A 24,140-nucleotide genomic window follows, 5' to 3' on the forward strand; every position below is an offset into this window, starting at 1 on the left:
TATACCCAAGGAGACAGGAAGATCGATGACATCCTCGTTGCCGCCGTTCAGACGGATCGCACAGCAGCTTCGTGAGGACATCCTTGGGGGGCAACTCAAGCCTGAGCAGCAGCTTCCCTCGGAGAACCAGCTCGCCGAGAAGCACGCAACTACACGAGCGACTGTACGTAAGGCGATCGCCTTGCTTCGCGCCGAAGGGTTGGTCGTGTCCGAACAGGGGCGTGGCGCGTTCGTACGGCCACGCCCTCATGTGAAGATGTTGTTGACCGGAGCCAACTACCGCACCAACCGCTCCAGCGGCACCAGCAACTTTAACGCTGAGGCCGCGTCCCAAGGACGTACAGCGACTCAGCGGCTGCTCAGCGTCGAAGAGGTCTCTGCGCCGCCAGAGGTTGCGCAGCACCTGGCACTCCCTGAAGGAGCACCAGTCATCGCACGCAAGCGCCTGTTCGTGGTCGATGACGCTCCGATGCAGTTCTGCCACGGTTACTACCCTGCCGAGCTGTTCCGGGGCACGCCGGTCGCTGAGCTGCGCCGCATCCGCGGCGGAGTGCACAGCGTCATCGAGGACCCGAATGGGCCGATTCGGACCAGGGTGACGCAGTTCATCGAAGACCTAGACATCCGTCTCCCTCTGCCCAGTGAGGCCAAGGCACTGCGGATTCCGGACGGCGTACCGGTTGCGAGAGTACTTCGCACTGCGTATGACTCCCACGGGCGAGCACTGGAGCTTCTCGACTCGATCGTGCCCACAGACCGGTACTCGTTCAGGTACGTGATCGACGTTCCCTAATGCAACGACTCTCGTTGCCCTGATCGCACCACTTGCATACCCAAGCTGAGACCCCTACTGTCACTTGCATACCCAAGTTTGGCGGGTTCACATGCAAGAGCCCCGGCGGTGCTGGCACACCACCGGGGCGACACATCGGACGCTTGGAGCAAACGATGCAGGTCAACGGTACCCGGATGCACCGGGTGAAGGCCGTGGCGGAGATGCTGGACGTCTCTGTCGCGACGATCTACCGGGCCATTGAGTCCGGCGCCCTGCGGGCGCTGAAGATCGGTACCGGCAAGGGTGCGTTGCGCGTCCCGGAGGACGCGATCGGTGAGTACATCAAGGCGTGCCAGGAGGCTGCGCTGGTGCCTGCCCCTGCCGTGCCGGCGGTGGCCTGATGAGCACCCCTCCGTGCACGGACACCAAGCTGGAACTGTGGTTCGGTCCGCGACCTGATGCGACAGGTCGTACGCCGGAGTCCCGCGCAGAGCACAAGTTCCGGGAGAGCCGTGCCAAGAGCATCTGCCGGTCCTGCCCACTGCTGGTGGGCTGCCTGGAGAACGAACTGGTGCGGCCAATCGGTCACCAGTTCGGCATCGTGGCCGCCACCACCGCGGCTGAGCGCCGGGACATGATCCGCGCCCGCCGTGCCGCTGCCCTGGCCGTCGCGCCGGTTGCGGCGGTGGCGTGATGAGTGCCCTGGTGGAGCGGTTAGAGATCGCTGCCCGTGTGCTCGGTGAGCACCCCGGTGCGCCGGAGGTGGCGTTCGTGCGTGTGGATCACAGCGCCTCGTTCGGTCCGCCGGTGTCGATGCAGTTGCGCACGTTGGGCTGCCCGGTGCGGGCGGTGGCGACGTGGGCGCTGGCACTGGGTACCTCGGTGCAGATCAGTGAACTGTCGTCGGGCTGGAAGCTGACGGCCACGGCACGTGTCGACGGGGACGACGTCGAGGTGTGGGACTGCTGCGGGCTGGCGGAGATCGTGCGGTTGATTCCCGCGCTGGAGCTGTCGCTGCCGGGTTGGACGTTGCCGGTGCTGATCTCGCCGCAGGCGCTGCTGGACGCGCTGGATGCTGCGGAGGCTGTGGCGTGAGCGGCCTGTCGCGTCCGATCTGCGAGGTGGTGCTGCCGTGGAACGGGCAGGGCGCGTTCTGCCGGGGTCGCGAGGACGGGCTGCTGGTGTTCGCCTGGCGCGGGCGCCCCGGCGCGGTCCCGCCGGGGCTGGCAACGAGGCGGCAGTTGCGGGCGGCCGGGTTGCGGCCCAACGGGCAGGGCGCGCAGGCGCTGTTGTGGTTCCGGCACCGCTGGCCGTTTCGGCGGGAGGAGCTGGCGGAGCTGTTCCTGGTGGCGCTGGCCGCGCCGGTGCGGCCGATGACCGCCGGGCGGGTGCTGTCGCTGGACGCCGCGATGCGTGCCCGCCGCACCTGCCGCACCTGCCACCAGGTGGCCGATCACGTCGTGCGCGGTCCGCGCCGTCAGTGCTCCGCCTGCTTCTCCACCGACACCAACGACTTCGAGCCCGTGAGGAGGGCTGCCTGATGCTGAAGATGACTCTGTGCGTGGTCGTCGAGTGCGACCGCTGCCAGGCCGCACCCGACGACAGCTACGTGGAGGACCCGCACTTCACCTGTGAGAGCGACGCGCTGGAGCACCTGGCCACGATGGACTGGAAGGTGGCGCCGGACGGGACGCTGCTGTGCGGGGGCTGCGTGGCGCGGCAGGTGTGCCTCGTGCACGGGCACGACCCCGGTGTGTGGCGGCGCTGCGGGTGTCACGGGCTGCTGGTGGAGCACACCGCCGACGAGACCGGGGCGTGCCCGGCGCAGGCCCGGCACTGCCGCCGCTGCGGCGAGGCCGAGCACAGCACCGTCACGCCGCGCTGCCAGCGCGGGGAGCACACCCTGACCGGCTGGAAGCGGTGCCTGTGCCATCCGGGGATCTCCGGTCACCAGGTCGTGCGCGCCGACGGGGAGTGCGTCTACGAGTACGCCTGGTGCGAGCACTGCGAGCACCGCGCGATCAACGTCCGCGTGCCCGCCGCTTCGGACGGCAGCGGCAGCGGTGCCGGCGCGGGTTCGGCGGTGGCGTGATGGGGCAGCTGATCCGGGTGGCGCTGCTGCCCTTCGTGCTGGCGTGGGCGCTGCTGCGGCTGCTGGCCGCTCCCGCGGTGATCCTGCTGGCGGCGTGGTTCCTCACCCCGGACGGCACGTGGTGGTTCCCCGGCATCACCGCCGCGGTGGGGCTGTACCTGTTCGGTGTGCTCTCGGCGTGGCGGACCGGGGTGCGCGGCACCCTGCGCTCCCTCGGGCGCGGCCCGGTGGAGATCACCTCCACCGGCCGCACCAGGCGTGGGCGGGGGAGGCGGTGATGGCCGGCGCGTCGAAGGTGTCGGGGCGGAAGGTGGCGCTGTTCGCGGTGATGGGCGGTGCGCTGGCGCTGACGGTCAACGGTGAGGTCGCCGCGGTCGCGCCGATGCTGGGCACCGGATTCGGGGCGGTGCTGGCGGCGGTGTTCGCGCTGTCGACGCTGCTGGCGCTGAACTACGTCATCGACGGCACCGGCCCGGTGCGGTTCTGGGCCTGGCTGGTGCTGCTGCTGGCCGGTGGCATGGAACTGGGCCTGAACACCTGGCACGCCCTGACCACCGTGCTGGTCGACGCCCACGGCGTGCCGCTGCTCGACGAGGCGGGGCGTCCGCAGCCCGCGCTGCCGACCCTGGCGGCCGTGGCGGTGGGTGCGGGGCCGGTGCTGCTGGCCGGGCTGCTCTCCCACCTCGTCGCGCTCACCGTCTCCGCCGAGACCCCGGCACCGCCCGCGCCTCCCGTACCGGCCGCGCCTCCCACCGCCGCACCGGTACCCACCCCGGTCGTCCCGGTGGTGCGTACCGAACGGGTCGAGACCGCTAAGCCGGTACGGGCGACGGCCACGCGCACCGGTACTCCTGCCGGTACGCCGACCCGCGCCCGCAAGGCCGTGACGTCCGGTACGCGTACCGCGCCGAAGCCGGTACGGGCCGATGAGGAACTGCTGGCGATCCTGTCCTACCCCGAACTGGTCGCCCGCGACGCGGACGGCACCGTGCCGGTACGCCGCGCCGCCCGTGAGCTGGGTTGCGGTGTCGACCGTGCTCGCAAGCTGCTGGCGCAGACCGGCCTGCTCGCCACCGACCCCGCCGACACCGACGTTGACGCGGGTGAGGTCGAGGTCGTGCAGCCGTTGCGTGTGGTCGAGGTGGCCTGACCGTCCAGGGTGCGACACCCGCCCCCGCTGCTGCTGGTGGGTGTCGTCGCCCGGTCGGTCAGGAACCCCGGCCCTGCTCGAAGCACGCCCTCATCTCCTGGAAGGAACCCCCGATGGCTGAGCTGACCTTCGGTGAGCCGGAGTTCTTCTCCACCTCGCAGATCCGTGACTACTGCGGCAACGCCCGCAACGTGCTGCGCCCGATGTTCGCCGAGCTGCACGTCAGCGCGGAGGAGCTGGAAGCGGCGCTGAAGTACGTCAAGTCCGCCAACCCCCACATGGGCGGCCTGGACTCCCGTGTGCGGGCCAAGTTGGTGGCCCGGCACCTGCACACCGCCGCCGACGCGATCGTCGTGGCGCAGACCTCGGTGGTGAAGACCTACCTCGCCTTCCGCAAGCACTACGTGGACGAGCTGGTTGCTGCGGGCAACCGCAACCACCAGCGCCGCCAGTTCCAGTTCGACGACTGACCCGCCCCCGTACCGATCGGCCCCGTACCGGGTGACCGCGAGACGTACCGACGAGCAGGAAGGAACCACGCAGATGGGCAAGCGCAACAGCGACCTCGCGGTCACCGGCGGGGACACCGACAAGGCGATGGGCTACTACGTCCCGCGCAACTACTGGGGCTCCCGCGTCGCCCCGTACGCCGGGGAGTGGGCGGCGATGGTGGCGGCGTGGCCCGCCGGTGCTGTCACGCACCTGTACCTGGCCGACTCGCCGGACCTGCCGTGGGTCACGCCGGGGCTGACGCTGCTCGGTGCGGGCCTGTCGGCCCTGGCCTACAAGGCGGCCGGTACGCGGTCGGCGATCACCCGCGTGCACGCCACCGCGACCGGTCTGCTGGCCACCGGGTGGATGACGGCGTGCGCGATCGAGGCTCCCTGGACCAATCCGCTGGCGGGGTTGTGGTTGTACGGGGGTGCGGCGGTGGCGCTGTCGTGGAACATCCGCCGCGCCCTGCGAGGCGGCGAGGACAACGCAAGCGGCGGGCTGTTCGAGAAGGTCAAGCTCGCCCGCGTCCGCACCGGCGAGGCGCAGGTGGCGCCGAACAAGGTGACCGTGCCGCTGGCACTGCCCGCCGGTGAGGTGTCCATCGAGGACGTGCAGGAGAAGGCCGACAAGGTCGCCCAAGTCCTCGGCCTGCACAAGGGCTCCGTCCGGATCACCGGCGACCCCGACGACCTGCGGCGCGGCACGATGGCGATCGTCCCGAACGACGTGCTGCGCAAGCCGCAGCCGTGGCCTGGACCGTCCGCGCCGGGTGGCTCGATCATGGCCCCGGTGGTGCCGGGGATGTACGAGGACAACGAGCCCGAGCGGATGTTCTTTCCCGGCAACAAGACCACACAGCGGCAGGCCGCGACGTGGATCGTGATCGGGATGAAGGGGTCGGGCAAGACCGGCGGGGCGAAGAACTGCTGGACGGAGATCCTCACCCGCCGTGACGCCAACCTCGTGGTGCTGGACCCGTCCAAGGGGGAGCAGAGCGTGGCTTTCCTCGGCGACTCCGCGCACGTCATCACCGGTCAGCAAGCCTGCCAGCGGCTGGTGGACCGCGTCCCGGACACCATCACCGGCCGGGCCGACCAGCTGGGCAAGTGGGGTTACGACGAGTGGGTGCCCGAGGCGTTCACCGAGCACGGGATGCCCTACCTGGTGCTGTGGATCGAGGAGGCCACCCGGGTCCTGGAAGACGCCGCCACGCTGACCCGTATCGCTCAGGAGTGCCGCTCGGCGGGGATCTCGCTGGTGCTGTCGTTGCAGAAGCCCAGCTTCCGGCAGATGAGCACCGACGTGCGCTCGCAGATCGACGGGGTGCTGTGCTTCGGCGTCAACGACATCGCCGACGCCGGGCTGATCCTCTCCGATGAGGTCATCGACGCCGGTGCCCGCCCAGACCGGTGGAAGAACCGCCAGGTCGGCTGCAACTACCTCGAAGGCCCCGACGTCGACGAGGACCGCTACGCGATCCCGGCACGCACCTTCACCGCCACCGACGCCCAGCGCACCGCCGACATCAACGCGCACGCCGGCGTCCGCGCGGCGATGGACACCCTCACCGCCGAGCTGCTCGGCCTGCCCGCACAGCCCGGCAACACCACCACGACCGGTGAAGGGAAGGGATCCACTGTGGCCACCAAGACCTCTGGTGCGCGGGTGAAGCGGGCCGATCACAGCGACCTGGACCGGATGCCGGTCCCCGCCGACGACGACCCCGAGCCGCTGCCGGCCGACGCCGACCCCGATCTGCACGCCGACCCGGACATGGATCTGCCGGAGGACCCCGACATGGACCTGCCCGGCGGGCGCCCGACCCGCAAGGAAGCCCTCGCCATGGTGTGCAGCGCGATCGAGGAACTCGCCGAGCGCGGCGTCACGGAGCTGACGGTGCGGGACCTGCCCGACCCGAAGCTGCTGGGGCGGACCCGGCAGTGGCTGTCGGGGATCTTGTCCGGCCTGGCCCGCGAGGGCCACCTGCACGAGGCGGGCACCGACGGCAACGCCACGCTCTACCGCCTGCCCCTGTGTGACGCAGCGTGACAGGCGCGGGTGTGATGGGCGCGTCTGACGTCACCTGACGTCAGACACCCCCGCACTCCCGCCCAACGCGTGCGCGCACGTGCGCGCGTACGCGTGCGCGCGCGAAACCCGCATCCGCACCACCGTTCTGACAGAAGCTGACGACCACTCCCAGGTCCTCGGCGCGACCCCGCACACCCATCTGACGCTACGCAGCGTCACCGACCTGTGGAGGAGACGGTCGTGGACTTCATCGCGATCCCCGCCGACCAGCACGCCGCCGACACCCTCACCGCCGAACTCGCCGACGTCCACGACGAACTGCGCCGCGCCGACACCAAGGCCACCGGGCTGCTGGGCCTGTTCGGTGCCGCCCTGGCCGGGCTCGTCGCCCTGACGCGCACCGCCGACATCGCCACGCCCGCGGTGCTGCTGCTGCACCTGGCGCTGTTGCCCGCCGGCGTGGCGGTGGTCGTGCTGCTGCTGGTGCTGCGCTCCCGCATCAGCAGCAACCCCACCGCGGCCGGGTTCCCCCGCTGGGCCACCTACCACTACGACCCCGTCGCGGTGCTGGAGGAGTTCACCGACCCCGCCGTGGTCCTCGCCCGCCGCGCCCGCGCCCTGGTCCTGCTCTCCGGCCTCGCGCTGGTCAAGCACCACCGCATCGGCACCGCCGTCAACAGCCTGCTCACCGCTGGGGCGCTGCTGCTGCTCGCCCTGCCCCTCGCCTGACCCGCACCCACCTGCTTGCACCGTCCACGACCACCAGGAGGACGACGTGTCCGCACCGCACACCGCCACAGCACGACCGCCCGACATCCGCACCCGTGACGCGGTGTTCAACCGCATCGCCCACCACGAGGCCGCGCACGCCGTGGGCGCGCTGCGCACCGACGGCCGGGTCATCAGCGTCCACATCCGCCTCACCCCCGACGGCGGCGCCGACGGGCTGACGCACATGGAGCACTCCGCCGACGACGAGGGCTTCCGCGGCGCCGCGCTGGCCAGCCTCGCCGGGCTGATCGGCGAGCGGCAGTGGTTGCAGCACAACGACCTGCTCACCGCCGCGCACACGAGCGAGATTGACCGCGACATCACCGGCGACATCCCCAACGCCCAGGACTGCCTCAACCGCATCCCCCGCGAGCGGCGCCCCTCCCTGCACGTGGTGCAGCGCGCCGCCGAGGTGCTGGTGGCCCGGCACTGGGACCACATCGCCGACCTCGCCGCCCGCCTGCGCACCGACCGCGAACTGCGCCACATCACCCGCTGACCACCGCACCACCCCGCCCCGACCGGCTCGGTCTCACCATCCACAGAGGAGAACCATCGTGATCACCCGCGACACCCACGTTCAAGACGCCCTCACCGAAGCCGTCACCGCCCTCAACCGGGCGTCCGACGCCGACGCCACCCTCAAAACCGCCACCGCCCTCGGACTGGCCGGCACCATCGCCCCGCTCGTCGGCGTGGCCAAGGGCGTGGCCCAGGTGGTCGCCAACTGCACCACCTCCGCCCGGCGGATGTCCGAGCAGACCGAGGACGCCGCCGTCGGCGAGGCACACCACGGCACCCGCCTCGCCACCCGCGCCGCCGCCCGCACCCTGCAAGGACTGCGCGCCCACCTGGTGGAGACCCACACCGCGGCCTGGAACGCCCGCGCCGCCGCCGCGGTCACCTCCTCACCCGGCGTCGCCGCCCGCGACCACCTGGAAGTCGCCGACCGCGCCCTGACCCAGGCGGGAAACCTCGGGCTGCACCGCGCCGGCACCGACCCCATCGCCCTGGCCTCCACCACCCACGCCCTGCCCCACATCGCCGACCGGCTCGTCTCGCTGATCGAGGCGTGCCGCAACGCCGCCCACCGCCTCGCCGAACAGGCCACCACCCCCGCCGAGCAGACCGCGCACCGCGACACCGAACACGCCGCCTACCAGGCCGTGCGCACCGCGCACTCCTTACGCCGCACCCTGGCCACCCTCGCCGGACGCGCGCAGGAAGCCCGCGCCCTGGCCGTGCGCAAGTGCCCCGAGTGCGGAGAAGCCGCACTCGCGCACACCCCCGACGACCTCACCCCGGCCCAGCGCAACTCCCGCCGCCGCCCGGCCTGGTCGCACCGCGACGGCACCCAGCTCTGCCCCGTCATGGGCACCGGCGGCTACGAGCCCGCCAAGCCCGTCTGACCCACCCCTCGCCCCATCCCACGAGCAGTGCGGGGACGGCCGGTGACCCGGCCCGGCCGCCCCCGCACCACCACCCCGGATCGGAGAACGAGCGACCGTGAACACCACCACCGCCGTGATCCTCGCCGCCACCAGCACCACCGGATGGATCACCACCAGCACCATCGCCGCCGCCCTGTGGAAGCAGCTGCACACCGACCCCCTCACCGGCCTGCCCAACCGCGCCGTGCTCGACCTGCTCGCCCGCCGCACCCGCCGACGTCACGGGCGGGTGGGACTGCTGCTGCTGGACCTCGACCGGTTCAAGTCCATCAACGACACCCACGGCCACCGCACGGGCGACGACGTCCTGCGCGCCGTCGCCCACCGCCTCACCACCACCACCCGCCCCGGAGAGGTCCCGATCCGGCTGCACGGCGACGAGTTCGCCCTCTGGCTGGGCCGCACCACCTCTTCCGCCGCCGCCCGCGACCGGGCCGCCGAGATCGCCCGCGCCCTGGCCTTCCACCTCGTCCAGCGGCACGACGGCCGGGTGCTGGCCGTCTCCGCCAGCGTCGGCGCGCACACCGTGCCCGCCGCGCGGTTCGACCTCTCGACACTGCTGGCCGGAGCCGACGCGGCCATGTACGCCGCCAAACACGCCCACCACGTCTCCACCCTGCCCACCCCCGCCGCACCGCGCCGCCGCGCCACCGGCACCGAGAACGCGACGGAGAGCGCCTGATGAGCCTGACCTTCACCGACATCTTCTGCGGAGCCGGAGGCTCCTCCATCGGTCTGACCGCCGCCGGGTTTCAGCTGAAGCTGGCCGCGAACCACTGGGACCGCGCGATCGAGACCCACGCCGCGAACTTCCGCGACGCGGAGCACCTGTGCGCCGACGTGTCCAACTACGACATGCGCCGCCTGCCCACCACGGACGTGCTGTGGGCCTCCCCGATCTGCACCGAGATCAGCCCCGCCGGCGGACGCAAGCGCACCCGAGGGCAGCTCGACCTGCTCCAGTCCGCGAACGAGGAAGGGACGGCCAGCTCGGACGGGCTGGACCGGACGCGGGCAACGTTCCACGACGTCATCCGCGCCACCGAGGTGCACCGCTACAAGGCCGTGCTCGTCGAGAACGTGACCAACGTGGCCAGCGACTGGGAACTGTTCGACTGGTGGGTCAGCGGCATGGTCCAGCTCGGCTACAACGTCCAGTTCGTCTCGGTGAGCTCGGCGCACATCGGCGACGAGACCAACCCGCACGCCCCGCAGTGGCGCGACAGGTTGTACATGGTCTTCACCCGCAAGGGCATCGCGCTGCCCGACGTCGCCCCGCGCCCCTTGGCCCACTGCGCGGTGTGCGACCAGACCGCACCCGCCGTGCAATCCTGGAAGCGCCCCGACCGCCGCCGCATCGGCAAGTACGGGCAGCAGTACGTCTACCGCTGCCCCAACACCACCTGCCGCCACGCGATCGTGGAGCCCTACGTCCTCCCGGCCGCCGCCGCGATCGACTGGACCGATCAGGGCACCCTGATCGGGGAGCGCGCCCGCCCGCTGGCGGAGAAGACCATGCGGCGCATCCGCACCGGCCTGGCGATGTTCGCCCAACCCGTCGTCGCGGCGGCGGGCGGCAACACCTGGGAGCGCCCCGGCTCGGACTACGTCCGCGCCTGGCCCGCCCTGGAATTACCGGTCATGGCTCGCACCGGCACCCCCGGCGACGGCGTGGCCGTCCCGCCGTTCCTGTCCCCGGCCGGCGGCACCTGGAACGACACCCCCAGCTCTGTCGACACTCCGATGCGCACCCGCACCACCCGCGACACCGAAGCCCTCATCTGCCCGCCGGTCATGGTCAGCGTCAACCACGACGACGCCCGCGCCTACCTCGTCGACGAGCGCCCGCTGCCCTCGCGCACCACGAAGATCGGCGACGGCATCGCCGTCGCGCCGTTCGTCGCCGAACTGCGTGGCGGCGGCTCCACCGCCCGCCCGACCCAGCATCCGCTGTCCACCGTGACCGCGGGCGGGCGTCACCACGGCCTGGTCGTGCCCGACGGCGCGTTCTACGTCAAGAACTACGGCGGACACGACCCCTCCAAGGTCAAGCCGGTCGGCACCCCGCTCGGCGCGATCACCGCCACCGGCGGCAACCACGCACTCGTCATCCCCTACCGGCGCGGCGCGAAACCCCACCGCGCCGACCGGGAACCGGTGTCCACGGTGGCCACCCGCGAACAGCACGGCCTGATGCACCCCGCCGTCGACATCGACGCCGTCCGCTTCCGCATGTTGAAGCCCCGCGAACACCTCGCCGCACAACGCTTCCCCCGCGCCTACACCGTCCTGGGCAACGGCGGCGAACAGACCATGCAGGCCGGAAACGCCGTCAGCTCCAACGTCGCCCAATGGCTCGCCACCGCCCTCGCCGCCGTGCTCTGACCACAATCCGGAGGAGACCCACCATGCCCACCACCGAACCGGCTACCGGTGGCGATGTCCGCGTCAGCGTCTCCGGCTGGGCCGGATGGAACGTCTGGCTCGACGTCGAGACCTACCACGACCCCGACCGTCGCGCCGACGTCGCACTGCAACCCCGCGAAGCCGCCCGCATCGCCGCGCACCTGCTCGCCGCCGCCCTGATCTGCACCGCCAAGCGCCTGCCCGGCCAAGTCCGTCGCATGAGTGCAGGTGCGCGATGAACAAGACCGCCAAGACCGCGCTCGCCGCCGCTCTGGACGCCGCCGCGCGAGGGTGGCACGTCTTCCCGCTGCGTCCCGGCAGCAAGATCCCCGCCCTGCACGGCGAGAAGTCCTGCCCCCGCACCGGCCCCTGCACGACCGGACACCTCGGGTGGGAGCAGCGCGCCACCACCGACCCCGACCGCATCCACCGCGCCTGGTCGACCGCCGCGTTCAACATCGGCATCGCCACCGGCCCGGCAGGACTGGTCGTGGTCGACCTGGACACGCCGAAGTCACCCGCCGACGTGCCCACCCCCGGCTGGACCCGAGAGGGAATCGCCGACGGGCACGACGTGTTCGTCAGCCTCTGCGAGCAGGCCGGGAAACCCGTGCCGTGGGAGACGTTCACCGTGCGCACCGCCCGCGGCGGCTCACACCTCTACTTCACCGCACCGCCCGGTGTGCAGCTGCGCAACACCGAGGGCGACACCGGCAGCGGACTCGGGTGGAAGGTCGACACCCGCGCCGGCGGCGGCTACGTCGTCGCCGCGGGCTCCACCACCCCCGACGGCGCTTACACGATCTTGGATGAGCGGCCTCCTGCCGAACTGCCCACCTGGTTGGTCCAGGCACTGACTCCCAAGCCGCGCACGGCCATCTCAGCGCCCGTTCTGCCGCCCGCAGAGCGGATGAACTCCTACGTGGACGCAGCACTTCGGGGTGAGCGCGACCGGGTCGCAGCGGCTCAACCAGGGGCGCACGACCGGACCCTGTTCGCCGCCGCGGTCGCCCTCGGGCAACTCGTCGGCGCCGGAACCCTGCCCTCGGGTACAGCCGAATCCCACCTCTACGCAGCCGCCGCCCACATGCTCAACAACCGCTGCGACTGCACCGAATCCAAGATCCGCCGCACCATCGCCAACGGCCTGCGCATCGGTGCCAGCGACCCCCGCACCGTCCCGACACACCGGGCTGCGCGATGACCGTCCCCGCCGATGACGCCGCAGGCACGATCCTCGGAAAGGCCCGAGCATGACCACCGCCCGCCCGCTGCACGCCGTCCCCACCACCACCCCTGGCGACACCAGCGGCACCCCCGCTCCCGAGTGGGAGGCGCCGGTGCCGCTGGGCGGCGGGCGGGTCGTCCCGGCCTTCCCGGTCGACGCCTTCCCCGACTGGGTCGCCGACCACGTCGCCGCCGTCGCCGACGCCACCCAAACCCCGCCCGACCTCGCCGGGTGCCTCGCACTCGTCGCGCTGTCCACCGCCGCCGGCGGACGGGTCCGCGTGCAGGTCCGACCCGGCTGGGACGAACCGGTCAACCTCTACACCGTCGTCGTCCTGCCCCCGGCATCACGCAAGTCAGCGGTGTTCAAAGCCATGACCCGACCCATCCGCGCCGTGGAGCGGGAACTGGTCGACGAGGCCAAGGTCGCGATCGAGGCCGCGCGCATCGCCCACCGGGCGGCGGAGGAACTGGCCGGACGCGCGGAGAAGGCCGCGCTGTCAGCCGACCGCGACTCCCGCGACAGCGCGCTGGAAGCCGCCGTGAACGCCGCGATGGAAGTCGACCGCACCGCCATCCCCATCAAACCCCGCCTCATCGCCGACGACGCCACACCCGAAGCCGTCGCCACACTGCTGGCCGACCACGGCGGACGCATCGCCGTCCTCTCAGCCGAAGGCGGCCTGTTCGCCACCCTCGCCGGGCGCTACTCCGGCACCCCCAACCTCGACGTCTTCCTCAAAGGCCACGCCGGAGACCTGCACCTAGTCGACCGCCAAGGCCGCGAGGCCACCGCGGTGGAGGAACCCGCCATCACCCTGGGCCTGACCGTGCAGCCCGCCATCCTCGACGGCCTGGCCGCCAACGACACCTTCCGGGGAACCGGGCTGCTGGCCCGGATCATGTTCTCTCTGCCCGTCAACACCGTCGGCAGCCGCCTGTCCCGCCCACCCGCCGTCCCCGACGCGGTCGCCGACGCCTACGACACCCGGCTGCGCTCCCTCGTGCGCGAACTCGCCGACTGGACCGACCCCGCCGTCCTGCCCTTCACACCCGACGCAGACGACCTCATGGCCGACCTGCAAGACGAAATCGAACCCCGCCTCCACCCCGACACCGGCTCCTGGGCACACCTGGGGGACTGGGGCGGCAAACAAGCCGGACTCACCGCCCGCATCGCCGCCCTGCTCCACCTCGCCCACAACCCCACCACCTGGGCCGGAGCCATCACCACCAGCACCTTCACCGCCGCCAAGCAACTCACCGACTACGCCGCCGGCCACGCCCTCGCCGCCTTCGACCGCATGGGCGCCGACCCCGCCGTCGAAGCCGCCCGCACGGTGCTGACCTGGATCAAGCGCACCCGCCCCACCTCCTTCACCGTCCGCGAGGTCTTCAGCGCCCTCAACCGCGGCCAGTTCCGCAAGGTCACCGACCTCACCCCCGCCCTGGAAGTCCTCGAACAGCACGGCCACATCCAGCTCGCCCCCGCACCCGACCGCACCGGCCCCGGCCGCCGCCCCTCCCCGACCTACTACGCCCACCCCACCCACCGCGCGGAGGGAACCCCATGAGGCTCCGCACAATCCGCAGAATCCGCAGAATTACCCCGCCGGGCACGTTTTCGCAGGTCAAGCACGGTGCAGCTCCAAACAAGATCAATTCCGCAGAATTCCGCAATATTCCGCAGAATTACCCCGCCGCGCCGCCCGCCCGCGCGAGGCCCAGCCCGCCACGACCGTCACGAGCACCACCCACCACCACAGCCCGTGACCGGCCGAACACGGCACCCCGAATTCTGCGGAATACTGCGGGATTCTGCGGAGCCGACTCCATGATCACCCCAAACCGTCGTGACCAGCACAAACAACGTCTATAGGGGAATTCTGCGGATTCTGCGGATTCTGCGGAGCCCCTGAGGAGGCAGGCCCCGTGAGCACGTCCAGCAAGCCCCGACGCCCACCCCTCGGTGTCCGCCTGTCGTCGGACATCGAGCACCTGCCGAACCGCCCCACGCCCTACCGCGCCCGAGTGCGCTGGAAGGACCCCACCACCGGCCGCCGTGACACCGCGTCCGAGTCCTGCGCCACCGAGGAACAGGCGGAGGCGTGGATCGTGCTCATGAGGCAGATCGCCGCCGGCGGAGTCGACCCCACCGCGGGGACCATGACGCTCGCCGAGTACGGCAACGCCAACATGCCGCTCGCCCTGCGTGGCCTGGAGGCCAAGACCACCGATCCCTACCTGGCCGGATGGCGCAAGCGCGTGGTGCCCACCATCGGGCACATCCCCGTCCAGATGGTCACCCACGGCGTGGTGGACCGTGCGGTGCACAGCTGGATCGCCGACGAGCACGGGCGATCCGTCGTCAAGAACAGCATCGCCGTGCTCGTGCGCGTCATGGAACAGGCATTGCGCGACGACCTCATCGACAAGAACCCGGCGCGGATCACCGGCTGGCAACGCGAGTACGCCCGTGCCGAAGACGAACTCGACGACCCCCGCTCGCTCGCCCTGACGGACTGGGCCGCCCTCACCCGCCTCGCCGACGCCCTGGTGGCCAGATCCACCAACAACTACGCGGGATGGCACGACGTCGTGCTGTTCGCCGCCTGCACAGCCGCCCGCATCGGCGAGGTCTCCGGATGCCGCGTGAAGGACCTCGACACCACCGAGTGGACGTGGAACGTGCGACGACAGACCACCAGCGGCCCCGGCGGTCTCATCGACAAGGGCACCAAGGGAAAACGCGCCCGACGGGTGCCGATCGTCGCGGAAATCCGCGAACTCGTACAGCGCCGGATTGCCGAAACGGACGGGACCGCCGACGCGCGGCTGTTCACCGGTCCCCGCGGCGGACGCATCAGCACGGCGGTGCTGCGGGACGCCACCCACTGGGATGAGGTGGTCAACCAGCTCGGCTACGAACAGCTGCGCCGCCACGACCTGCGCCACACCGGGCTCACGTGGATGGCCGACGCCGGCGTGCCCGTCCACCACCTCCAGCGCATCGCCGGACACGGGTCGCTGACCACGACGCAGCGGTACCTGCACCCGGACCGCCGATCGGTCACCGACGCGGGCGAACTGCTGTCCCGACACCTGCAACGGTCCACAGATGGTCCACAACTACGCGTGGTGTAGATCATGAGCAAGATCGACACCTGAACACGAAACAGCCCGCTGACCTGCCATTATGGCTAGATCAGCGGGCTGTTTCAGACCGTCGGGACGACAGGATTCGAACCTGCGACCCCTTGACCCCCAGTCAAGTGCGCTACCAAGCTGCGCCACGTCCCGGCCACACACCCCGTTGTGGTGTGCGTGAACAGCTTAACGCACCCGCAACCGACCCCCGACACGGGCCCCCACAAAACCGCACAACCCACCTTGACCTGCACGAACAGCGGGGACCCGCACGTACGGGCCCCCGCTTCCCCTCCGGCCTGACACGCTCCCCCGAGACTCCCGACCGACACCCACCACTATGCGGTCACCGAGTCGACCGGACCACCGCCGAAAGTCGAGTCGCCCTCGCCAACTTTCGAAGCACTACCAACCGGTAGGACCGCGTTCACGGCGAAGCCCCCGTCGGGGCGGGGCTCGGCTCTCAGCGTGCCGCCCAGGGAGCGGACGCGCTCGTGCAGGCCGTGCAGGCCCGTGCCTCCGCCGGTGTCGGCGCCGGGGTCCTCGGGTGCCGGGCCGTTCACCACCGACACCTCCAGGGTGTTGCCCGCCCTGAGGACCTTGACGGTCACGGCGGCTCCCGGAGCGTGCCTCGTCACGTTCGTCAGCGCTTCCTGGACCACGCGGAACGCCGCTCTGCCGACAGCGGACGACAGGGACAGGTCCTCTGTGGACACCAGTTTTACCGGCATGCCCGCCGCCCGCGCGCGGTTCACCAGGCTGGGCAGGTCCTCGTACCCCTGCGCCGGGTCCCCCGGCGCGTTCAGCAGTCCCAGCGCGGTGCGCATCTCCGCCAACGACTCCTTCGCCAGGCCCCGGACGCGCAGCGCGGCGCTCCTGGTGTGCTCCTCGCGGGTCGTGGCGGCCAGGGCGGCCGCCTCCACCGCTATCAGGGTGGCGTGGTGGCCCACGGCGTCGTGGATCTCTCGTCCGATGCGCGTTCGCTCGGACGCGCGGGCGATCTGCTCTCTCGCCTCGATCTCGGCCGCCTTCGCCCTGCGCACCTCGGCCAGGCACTCCGAGAGGTCCTCGCGGGTGGCGACCAGGGCGCCCAGGACCGCCGGGGCCGCGGCGGCTCCGGTGGTGAACAGGACGGTCAGGAACGCGGTGTTCGGGGGGAGGTCCTGGAGCAGCAGCACGGGGGCCGCCGCGGCGGCGGACACGGTGGCCGCCCAGGTCGCTGTCGCGGTCACGTGCCGCGCGGTGCGTCCCACGCGGTAGAGGGCCACGAGGGACGGGGTCCAGCCGACGCCTCCCGCCACGGCGGGGAGGCAGAGCAGGGCGGCCAGCCACGGCCAGCGCAGGCGCAGCGGCAGCGCCGCGCAGGCGACGAGGGCGAACGGCTGGGACCACGGGAACGCGACGCTGGGCACGAGGAGCACGGTCGCGACCGCGATCCCGACGGTCAGGACCTCTCGCGCCACGGCTCTGCCGGTCACCACGTCGTGGCCTCGCCGTTCACGCGGTGGGCCACGAGCGCAGCCTGCACGCGGTTCTCCACGCCCAGCTTGGTGAGCACGGTGGAGACGTAGCTCTTCACGGTCGCCTCGCTCAGGCGCAGCCGTGCGGCGATGGCGCTGTTGGACATGCCGCTGGCGACGAGCAGCAGCACCTGCCGCTCGCGGGTGCTCAGCGCTTGCAGGAGGTGGTTCTGCCGCAGTCCTCCCCCGGCTCCGCGCAGGCGCGGCAGCAGCCGTGCGGCGATGCGGGGGTCGAGGACTGCGCCGCCCGCGGCGAGGTCGACCACGGCGCGCACGAGGGCGTCCGGCTCGGCGTCCTTGAGCAGGAAGCCGCGGGCTCCCAGGTCGAGGGCGGAGGCGACGTAGTCGTCGAGGTCGAACGTGGTGAGGACGGCGACGACCGGCGGGTCGCGCCAGGACCGCATCCGGCGCAGGGCCTCGAGGCCGTCGACGCCGGGCATCTGCACGTCGACGAGGACGACGTCGGGGCGGTGCCGCCGCACGACGTCGAGCAGTTCGGTGCCGTCGCCGGCCTCGCCGACGACCTCGACCCTGCCGTCGGACTGGAGGAGCACGCGCAGGCCGCGGCGCAGCAGCGCCTCGTCGTCCGCGAGCACCAGTCGAACGGCCACGAGCCCTCCCTCCCCGACCGAAACTAGCGGCCGGAGGAGGGTCGCGCCGCTCGACGCGCTACTTCTTGCCCCGCTTCTCCCTGACCCTGACCGAGATCCGCACGGGCGAGCCGGCGAAGCCGAACTCCTCGCGGAGCTTGCGCTCGATGAAGCGCCGGTACCCGGCCTCCAGGAAACCGGTGGTGAACAGCACGAACGTCGGCGGCCTGGTGGCGGCCTGCGTCGCGAAGAGCACCTTGGGCTGCTTGCCGGAGCGCACGGGCGGCGGGGTGGCGGCGATGAGGTCGGACAGCCACGAGTTGAGCCGGCCGGTGGGCACGCGGGTGTCCCACGACTCCAGTGCGGTGCGCAGCGCGGGGGCGAGCTTGCGCACGGCCCGGCCGGTGAGGGCGGAGATGTTGACCTTCTCCGCCCACGGCACGCGCACGAGGCCGCGTTCGAGCTCGCGGACCATCTCGTGGCGGCGGTCCTCGTCGACGAGGTCCCACTTGTTGAACGCGAGGACGATGGCGCGACCGGCGTCGACGGCCATGGTGAGCACGCGCAGGTCCTGCTCGCTGATGGGCTCGCTGGCGTCGAGCAGGACCATCGCGACCTCGGCGGACTCGATGGCCGCCTTGGTGCGCAGGGAGGCGTAGTACTCGGCGCCGCTGGCGAAGTTCACGCGCTTGCGCAGGCCCGCGGTGTCGACGAAGCGCCACACGTCGCCGTCGAGCTCGACGAGCGAGTCGACCGGGTCGACGGTGGTCCCGGCGACCGGGTCGACGACGGAGCGGTCCTCGCCGGTGAGGCGGTTGAGGAGGCTGGACTTGCCCACGTTGGGCTTGCCGACGAGGGCGACGCGGCGCGGGCCGGACTTGGCCTCGAACGTGTCGCGCGGGGTGTCCGGCAGGGTCGACAGGACCACGTCGAGCAGGTCGCCGGAGCCGCGGCCGTGCAGGCCGCTGACCGGGTGGGGCTCACCGAGGCCGAGCGACCACAGGGACGCGGTCTCGGCGAGCAGCCGCTCGTCGTCGACCTTGTTGGCCACGAGGATCACCGGGCGCTTGGAGCGCCGCAGGACCTTCGCGACGGCCTCCTCGGTGCTGGTCGCGCCGACGGTGGCGTCGACGACGAGCATCACGACGTCGGCGGCGGCCATCGCCAGCTCGGCCTGGGCGGCCACGGCGCCCTGGAGGCCGGTGGCGTCGGGCTCCCAGCCGCCGGTGTCGAGCACGGTGAACTTCTTGCCGTTCCACAGCGCGTCGTAGGCGACCCGGTCGCGGGTCACGCCGGGCACGTCCTGCACGACCGCCTCGCGGCGGCCGAGGATGCGGTTGACGAGGGTGGACTTGCCCACGTTGGGGCGTCCCACGACGGCGAGCACCGGTTGCGGGGGTGCGCCCGCGTCACCGTCGTCGTCGGAGTCGCCCGTGAAGGACGACCAGTCGGACTCGTCCGTCCACGTGCCGTCGAGTTCCGTCATCGTCCTTCTCCACTCACACGATCGTTGGTCATGACACCGCTGCGGGAGCGGTCGAGTTCTGCGACGAGCGCGGCCAGCCGGTCGCGCACCATCAGAGAGGCAACGCCGAGGGACTGCTTTCCCTTCCCGGCGGGCAGTTCGAACGTTTCGCCGACGAGCACGTCGACGACGGGCCGGAACCGGCGGCCGGCGCCGGGCGGACGCCGCGTGCCGCGGGTGGCGACGGGCAGGACGGTGGCTCCGGAGCGGCGGGCCAGCCACGCGGCGCCGTCCTGGACGGAGATCACGTCACCCGCTCCCCTGGTGCCCTCGGGGAAGATCCCGACGGTGCCACCGGCGGCGAGGACGCGCAGCGCCTCGAACAGGGGCGCGCGGTCGGGTTCACCGCGGCGCACGGGGAGCTGGCCGAGCTTGCGCAGGCACCAGCCGATCGGGCCGACGAACAGCTCCCGCTTGACGAGGAAGACGATGCGGCGGGGCAGTTCGACCGCGAGGACCTGGCCGTCGACGGCCGCGCTGTGGTTGGACACCACGAGGAGCCCACCGGTGCGCGGGACGTGTTCGAGGCCGGTGGCCCGGACGCGGAACGACACCCGGTGGGAGTACCTGGCGATCCAGCGCGCGAGGTCCATCCACCGCGGTGAAGCGCCGGGAGGGAGCTGATCGGTCACGTCGTTCTGCCGGAGGGCTCGGGCAGCACCCGCAGCCCGCGCTCCTCGACCAGGGCGAGCAGCTCGGACAGCACGCCCGCGAGGTCGAGGGAGGTGGTGTCGAGCTCCACGGCGTCGTCGGCCGCGCGCAGCGGGGAGACGGCCCTGGTCGAGTCGTGGGTGTCGCGGCGCTGCACGTCGGCGAGGGTGGCGCCGAGGTCGGCGGCGCGACCGGCGGCGGAGTCCTGGCGGGTGCGTCGCTGGGCGCGGGCGTCGGCCGACGCGGTGAGGTACACCTTCAGCTCGGCGTCGGGCACGACGACGGTGCCGATGTCGCGGCCCTCGACGACGATGCCGCCGACCGCGTCGAGCGCCTCGGCGACGATGCGGCGCTGCTGGGCGACCAGCAGTTCGCGGACAGCGGGGTGCGCCGACACGGGGGACACGGCGAGGGTGACCTCGCGACCGCGGATCTCGGTCGCGACGTCCTCGTGGTCCAGCGACGTGCTCGGCTTGGCGGGGTCGGTGCCGACTACCAGGCGCGCAGCGGCGGCCGCCTCGGCGACGCGGGGGGCGTCGGCCGGGTCGATCCCGGCGCGCAGCACGGCGAGCGTGATCGCCCGGTACATGGAGCCGGTGTCGAGGTAGCTGGCGCCCAGCGCGCTCGCGAGGCGCCGGGCCGCCGAGGACTTGCCGGTGCCGGACGGTCCGTCGAGAGCCACCACACCGCGCAGCTCGCCCTGTCCCACCGCGACATCCTCCTCGGACCGTACCGTCGACACTTCCGCCGCTCATTGTGCCCGGTGGTGCGCCCGGAACCCGAATCGGCGGGTTCGCGCCCGGTGCGCGGGGGCCGGACCCCCAGGTCGGCGAGCAGGAGTCGCGGCGGGGACCGGGCGTGCGGCGGGTGCTCCCGCGGGGTGTCCGGCGGGCGGTGCGGTCCCGGCGCACCGCACCCGTCCGGCGCGTCGTCCGGGTGATCCCGGTGGCTCCTCGCCAGGGGGAATAATCCTGTTCGTCTCGCTTCGAGCTACCCTCGGACGTGTGAACGTCGAGGTGACGCCGCTACCGGGGATCGGCACCCGCCAGGACTTCATGATCCGCTCGGGACGTCGTGTCGGGGTGATCACCTACCGCGACGGCAAGTTCGAGCTGATCGTGTCGAAACAGCACGATCCGGACGCGTGCACCGCGTCGATACCGCTGTCTCCCGAGGAGGCGGGCACGCTGGCCGGCCTGCTCGGCGCCCCTCAGCTCGTGGCGCACCTGCGCAACGAGCACAGCGACGTCACCGGGATCTCGACCAAGCAGCTCCCCGTCGTCCCCGGCTCGGAGTTCGACGGCCGCACGCTCGGGGACACCGCTCTGCGCACCCGCACCGGTGCCTCCGTCGTCGCCGTCGTGCGCGGCGGAACGGTGCACCCCTCTCCCCGTCCGGACTTCGTCTTCGCGGGTGGTGACCTGGTGGTCGTCGTCGGCACGGCGGAGGGACTGGACTCCGCAGCCGACATCCTTGGCGGTGCCTGAACAACGTGCATTCCACCACGATCGCCCTGATCCAACTGGGCGCGGTCTTCTTCGGCTTGGGCCTGCTCGGCCGCATCGCCTGGAAGATCGGCGTCTCGCCCATCCCCCTCTACCTGATCGGCGGCCTGGCCTTCGGGCACGGCGGCCTGGTCCCGTTGAACGGGATCGACGAGTTCACCCACCTGGCCAGCGAGATCGGCGTGGTGCTGCTCCTGCTCCTGCTGGGGCTGGAGTACTCGGCGGCCGAACTGGTGACCGGCCTGAAGCGGTCGTGGACGGCCGGTCTGGTCGACATCGCGCTCAACGCGACGCCGGGCGCGATAGCGGGCCTGCTGCTGGGCTGGGGCCCGGTCGGCGCGCTGGCGATGGCCGGCGTCACCTACATCTCCTCCTCCGGCATCATCGCGAAGGTGCTGGGCGACCTGGGTCGGCTCGGCAACCGGGAAACGCCCGTGGTGCTGTCGGTGCTGGTCTTCGAGGACCTGGCGATGGCGGTCTACCTGCCGATCCTCACGGCCCTGCTGGCCGGGGTGAGCTTCCTGGGCGGCCTGACCGCCGTGGGCATCTCGCTGCTGGCGATCACGGTGGTGCTGGTGATCGCGCTGCGGTTCGGCAAGTACGTCTCGGCGGTCGTGGACAGTCCCGACCCCGAGGTCTTCCTGCTCAAGCTGCTCGGTTCGGCGCTGCTCATCGCGGGTCTGGCCTCGGAGCTGCAGGTGTCGGCGGCGGTCGGCGCGTTCCTGCTGGGCATCGCGATCTCCGGGTCGACGGCGGAGAACGCCACCCGCATCCTGGAGCCGCTGCGCGACCTGTTCGCGGCGATGTTCTTCGTGGTGTTCGGCCTGAACACCGATCCGGCGTCGATCCCGCCCGTGCTGGGCGCGGCGGTGGCGCTGGCCGTGATCACGACGGCGACGAAGGTCGCGACGGGCTGGTGGGCGGCCAAGCGGCAGGGCATCTCGAACCTGGGCCGGGCCAGGGCGGGTGCGGCGCTGGTGGCGCGCGGTGAGTTCTCCATCGTCATCGCGGGCCTGACCGTGGCGTCGGGTGCGGTGGACGGGAAGCTCGCGGCGCTGGCCACGGCCTACGTGCTGCTCATGGCGGTGCTCGGTCCGGTGGCGGCGCGCGTGGTGGAGCCGCTGGCGCACGCGGTGCGCAAGCGGCGCGACGCCACGGCCGCCGCCTGACGTGACGTGCGATCCGGTCCCCGCGGAGCGGGATAGCATTCCGCGCCGTGGCCCCGCGACGGGTCCGGGGCACGGGTTCGCGTTCGAACACGTGTTCTACGATGTCGCGGGGTCCAGCCGTTCACGCAGAGAGGAACCATTGACGTGCAGTCGGACACGCTCGTGGAACAGGTCGACCAGGCTGGCGCGGTGGAGACGGTGAAGGCTGCTGACCCCGTGGAGGCTCCTGCCGCCCCGGTGTCGGCGACCCCGGTCGCGGACGCGGCGACGCCCGCTCCCGAGGCCGCACCGGAGGCACCCGCCCCCGCCAAGAAGACCAGGGCCAAGAGCACGGCCAAGAAGACCAGGACCGTCGAGCTGACGCTCACGGTCACCGGCACCGCCGACGGCGAGTGGCAGGCCGACCTCGTGCACGGCACGAAGCGTCTCGTCTCCGCGCTCCCGATCGCGGCGGCAGCGGTCTCCAAGGCGGCCAAGGAGCTGCACGAGGACATCTTCGACGGTATCGAAGCCGTCATCGACGCCGCTCGTGAGCAGCACCGCACCCGCATGGAGGAGCTGGAGGCCGAGCTGGCCAGGGTGAAGCAGGCCCTGGCCGAGCTGGAGGACTGACACCAGACGCGCGACGGCCCCGGAGTGCTCGCACTCCGGGGCCGTCGCCGTTCCTGCGGGTCAGCGCGAGGGGTCCAGGACCAGCTTGCCGCTGGTGCGCCGGGCCCTCAGGTCCTCGTGCGCGCGCCGCACCTCCGCCATGCCGTACTCGCCGCCGGGCACCGCGCGCAGCGCGCCGTCGAGGACGAGGCCGAACAGCTCGTCCATCGCGCGGTGCACGACGCGGCCGGGCAGCCGGTAGGCGTGCGGCAGCCACATCCCGGTGACGGTGGCGGAGTGCAGCAGCAACGAGGTCGGCTTGACCGGCTGGGGCTGCTCGCGGCTGGCCATGCCGTAGAAGACGAGGCGGCCGAACGGCGCGAGCGCCCGCACGCTCTGGTCGGTGGTGGCGCCGCCGGTCATGTCCAGCACGACGTCGACGCGGCGGCCGCCGTTGGCCTCGCGCAGCGCGTCGGTCATGTCCTCGGTCCTGGAGTCCACCGCGACGTCCGCGCCGAGGTCGAGCGCCAGCTGCCGCTTCTCCTCGCTGCTCGCGGTGGCGATGACGCGCCCGGCGCCCCAGCGCTTCGCGAGCTGCACGGCCAGCGACCCGACCCCGCCCGCGGCGGCGTGCACGACGACCGTCTCGCCCTCCTCCAGGTGGGCGCTGCGGCGCAGCAGCAGCCACGCGGTCGTGCCCTGCACGACCAGGCTCAGCGCGGTGACGTCGTCCACGCCGTCCGGCACCTCGAACGCGGTCGCCTCCGGCACGGCCGTGCGCTGCGCGTACGCGCCGGTGCCGGTGGTCATCGCCACGACCCGGCGGCCGTCGGGCGTCGTTCCGACGACCTCGCTTCCGGGGATCATCGGCAGCGACTGCTTCGCCAGGTAGGAGTTCTCGGCCTGGTGCGTGTCGGCGTAGTTGAGTCCGGCGCGGGAGACCTCCACCAGCACCTCGCCGACACCGGGAACCGGGTCGGGCAGCTCCACCTCGTTCAGGACCTCGGGGCCGCCGAACTCGGTGATCTGGATGGCACGCACTGG

28 protein-coding genes and 1 tRNA gene are annotated in these 24,140 nt (G+C 71.9%); 22 read left to right on the forward strand and 7 right to left on the reverse strand.

Annotated elements, in window-relative coordinates; genetic code table 11:
- Positions 1-25 precede the first annotated feature (25 nt).
- From IMZ35_RS26110 to IMZ35_RS26200, 19 genes are all read left to right on the forward strand, one after another.
- A complete protein-coding gene (locus IMZ35_RS26110; protein WP_199443846.1) occupies positions 26-793 on the forward strand; it encodes a GntR family transcriptional regulator in 768 nt (255 codons plus the stop codon).
- Between the two features lie 155 nt (positions 794-948).
- A complete protein-coding gene (locus IMZ35_RS26115) occupies positions 949-1,176 on the forward strand; it encodes a helix-turn-helix transcriptional regulator (RefSeq protein WP_229373277.1) in 228 nt (75 codons plus the stop codon).
- Complete coding sequence (locus IMZ35_RS26120) at positions 1,176-1,469, forward strand: WhiB family transcriptional regulator (RefSeq protein ID WP_199443847.1); 294 nt, start codon at positions 1,176-1,178, stop codon at positions 1,467-1,469. Before IMZ35_RS26115 ends, IMZ35_RS26120 begins: the two co-directional genes overlap by 1 nt.
- Positions 1,469-1,870, forward strand: a complete 402-nt coding sequence (locus IMZ35_RS26125; RefSeq protein ID WP_199443848.1) for a hypothetical protein — start codon at positions 1,469-1,471, stop codon at positions 1,868-1,870. The genes IMZ35_RS26120 and IMZ35_RS26125 overlap by 1 nt, the downstream gene beginning before the upstream one ends.
- Positions 1,867-2,316, forward strand: a complete 450-nt coding sequence (locus tag IMZ35_RS26130) for an RRQRL motif-containing zinc-binding protein (RefSeq protein ID WP_199443849.1) — start codon at positions 1,867-1,869, stop codon at positions 2,314-2,316. The genes IMZ35_RS26125 and IMZ35_RS26130 overlap by 4 nt, the downstream gene beginning before the upstream one ends.
- Positions 2,316-2,867 carry a hypothetical protein gene (locus tag IMZ35_RS26135; protein WP_199443850.1) on the forward strand — a complete coding sequence of 184 codons (552 nt, stop codon included), beginning with the start codon at positions 2,316-2,318 and terminating at the stop codon, positions 2,865-2,867. The genes IMZ35_RS26130 and IMZ35_RS26135 overlap by 1 nt, the downstream gene beginning before the upstream one ends.
- Positions 2,867-3,145 carry a hypothetical protein gene (locus tag IMZ35_RS26140; RefSeq protein WP_199443851.1) on the forward strand — a complete coding sequence of 93 codons (279 nt, stop codon included), beginning with the start codon at positions 2,867-2,869 and terminating at the stop codon, positions 3,143-3,145. The genes IMZ35_RS26135 and IMZ35_RS26140 overlap by 1 nt, the downstream gene beginning before the upstream one ends.
- Positions 3,145-4,017, forward strand: a complete 873-nt coding sequence (locus IMZ35_RS26145) for a hypothetical protein (RefSeq protein ID WP_199443852.1) — start codon at positions 3,145-3,147, stop codon at positions 4,015-4,017. The genes IMZ35_RS26140 and IMZ35_RS26145 overlap by 1 nt, the downstream gene beginning before the upstream one ends.
- A 113-nt stretch (positions 4,018-4,130) precedes the next feature.
- A complete protein-coding gene (gene traA, locus IMZ35_RS26150; RefSeq protein ID WP_199443853.1) occupies positions 4,131-4,487 on the forward strand; it encodes a plasmid transfer protein TraA in 357 nt (118 codons plus the stop codon).
- A gap of 73 nt (positions 4,488-4,560) precedes the next feature.
- Positions 4,561-6,561, forward strand: coding sequence for a plasmid transfer protein TraB (traB, locus tag IMZ35_RS26155; RefSeq protein ID WP_199443854.1), 2,001 nt, complete (start codon positions 4,561-4,563; stop codon positions 6,559-6,561).
- Between the two features lie 222 nt (positions 6,562-6,783).
- Entirely contained in the window at positions 6,784-7,272 is a 489-nt protein-coding gene (locus IMZ35_RS26160) for a Pycsar system effector family protein (RefSeq protein ID WP_199443855.1), read from the forward strand.
- A gap of 46 nt (positions 7,273-7,318) precedes the next feature.
- Entirely contained in the window at positions 7,319-7,813 is a 495-nt protein-coding gene (locus tag IMZ35_RS26165; RefSeq protein ID WP_199443856.1) for a zinc metalloprotease, read from the forward strand.
- Positions 7,814-7,871: 58 nt separating this feature from the next.
- Complete coding sequence (locus IMZ35_RS26170) at positions 7,872-8,723, forward strand: hypothetical protein (protein ID WP_199443857.1); 852 nt, start codon at positions 7,872-7,874, stop codon at positions 8,721-8,723.
- 97 nt (positions 8,724-8,820) lie between these two features.
- Complete coding sequence (locus tag IMZ35_RS26175) at positions 8,821-9,447, forward strand: GGDEF domain-containing protein (protein WP_307868805.1); 627 nt, start codon at positions 8,821-8,823, stop codon at positions 9,445-9,447.
- Positions 9,447-11,150 (forward strand): DNA cytosine methyltransferase, encoded by a 1,704-nt coding sequence (locus IMZ35_RS26180; RefSeq protein WP_199443858.1) that lies wholly within the window; start codon positions 9,447-9,449, stop codon positions 11,148-11,150. Before IMZ35_RS26175 ends, IMZ35_RS26180 begins: the two co-directional genes overlap by 1 nt.
- Before the next feature lie 23 nt (positions 11,151-11,173).
- Positions 11,174-11,410, forward strand: a complete 237-nt coding sequence (locus IMZ35_RS26185; protein WP_199443859.1) for a hypothetical protein — start codon at positions 11,174-11,176, stop codon at positions 11,408-11,410.
- On the forward strand, positions 11,407-12,375 hold the full coding sequence (locus tag IMZ35_RS26190; RefSeq protein WP_199443860.1) for a bifunctional DNA primase/polymerase: 969 nt from the start codon (positions 11,407-11,409) through the stop codon (positions 12,373-12,375). Before IMZ35_RS26185 ends, IMZ35_RS26190 begins: the two co-directional genes overlap by 4 nt.
- A 49-nt stretch (positions 12,376-12,424) precedes the next feature.
- The gene (locus IMZ35_RS26195) at positions 12,425-13,972 is read left to right on the forward strand and encodes a YfjI family protein (protein ID WP_199443861.1); all 1,548 of its coding nucleotides are present in this window, start codon (positions 12,425-12,427) and stop codon (positions 13,970-13,972) included.
- Between the two features lie 358 nt (positions 13,973-14,330).
- Positions 14,331-15,542, forward strand: coding sequence for a tyrosine-type recombinase/integrase (locus tag IMZ35_RS26200; protein WP_199443862.1), 1,212 nt, complete (start codon positions 14,331-14,333; stop codon positions 15,540-15,542).
- An 82-nt stretch (positions 15,543-15,624) separates the two neighbouring features.
- Here the strand turns inward: IMZ35_RS26200 and IMZ35_RS26205 are convergent.
- The 6 genes from IMZ35_RS26205 to cmk form a co-directional block, all read right to left on the reverse strand.
- Positions 15,625-15,698, reverse strand: a tRNA-Pro gene (locus tag IMZ35_RS26205).
- 185 nt (positions 15,699-15,883) lie between these two features.
- Positions 15,884-17,008 (reverse strand): sensor histidine kinase, encoded by a 1,125-nt coding sequence (locus tag IMZ35_RS26210; protein WP_307868808.1) that lies wholly within the window; start codon positions 17,006-17,008, stop codon positions 15,884-15,886.
- An 11-nt stretch (positions 17,009-17,019) separates the two neighbouring features.
- On the reverse strand, positions 17,020-17,676 hold the full coding sequence (locus IMZ35_RS26215; RefSeq protein WP_199443864.1) for a response regulator: 657 nt from the start codon (positions 17,674-17,676) through the stop codon (positions 17,020-17,022).
- A 58-nt stretch (positions 17,677-17,734) separates the two neighbouring features.
- On the reverse strand, positions 17,735-19,141 hold the full coding sequence (gene der, locus IMZ35_RS26220; protein ID WP_199443865.1) for a ribosome biogenesis GTPase Der: 1,407 nt from the start codon (positions 19,139-19,141) through the stop codon (positions 17,735-17,737).
- Positions 19,138-19,812, reverse strand: a complete 675-nt coding sequence (locus IMZ35_RS26225) for a lysophospholipid acyltransferase family protein (protein ID WP_438816896.1) — start codon at positions 19,810-19,812, stop codon at positions 19,138-19,140. The genes der and IMZ35_RS26225 overlap by 4 nt, the downstream gene beginning before the upstream one ends.
- Complete coding sequence (gene cmk / locus IMZ35_RS26230; protein ID WP_199443866.1) at positions 19,809-20,540, reverse strand: (d)CMP kinase; 732 nt, start codon at positions 20,538-20,540, stop codon at positions 19,809-19,811. The genes IMZ35_RS26225 and cmk overlap by 4 nt, the downstream gene beginning before the upstream one ends.
- Before the next feature lie 295 nt (positions 20,541-20,835).
- Here cmk and IMZ35_RS26235 point away from each other — a divergent pair, with 295 nt between their 5' ends.
- From IMZ35_RS26235 to IMZ35_RS26245, 3 genes are all read left to right on the forward strand, one after another.
- Positions 20,836-21,318, forward strand: a complete 483-nt coding sequence (locus tag IMZ35_RS26235; protein ID WP_199443867.1) for a cation:proton antiporter regulatory subunit — start codon at positions 20,836-20,838, stop codon at positions 21,316-21,318.
- 5 nt (positions 21,319-21,323) lie between these two features.
- The gene (locus IMZ35_RS26240) at positions 21,324-22,505 is read left to right on the forward strand and encodes a cation:proton antiporter (RefSeq protein ID WP_199443868.1); all 1,182 of its coding nucleotides are present in this window, start codon (positions 21,324-21,326) and stop codon (positions 22,503-22,505) included.
- Positions 22,506-22,649: 144 nt separating this feature from the next.
- The gene (locus IMZ35_RS26245) at positions 22,650-23,117 is read left to right on the forward strand and encodes a DUF6319 family protein (protein ID WP_307868812.1); all 468 of its coding nucleotides are present in this window, start codon (positions 22,650-22,652) and stop codon (positions 23,115-23,117) included.
- A gap of 60 nt (positions 23,118-23,177) precedes the next feature.
- Here IMZ35_RS26245 and IMZ35_RS26250 read toward each other — a convergent pair whose 3' ends face one another.
- Positions 23,178-24,137 (reverse strand): quinone oxidoreductase family protein, encoded by a 960-nt coding sequence (locus IMZ35_RS26250; protein ID WP_199443869.1) that lies wholly within the window; start codon positions 24,135-24,137, stop codon positions 23,178-23,180.
- Positions 24,138-24,140: the final 3 nt, after the last annotated feature.

Source organism: Umezawaea beigongshangensis, from assembly GCF_016464305.1.
GTDB classification, from domain to species: domain Bacteria; phylum Actinomycetota; class Actinomycetes; order Mycobacteriales; family Pseudonocardiaceae; genus Umezawaea_A; species Umezawaea_A beigongshangensis.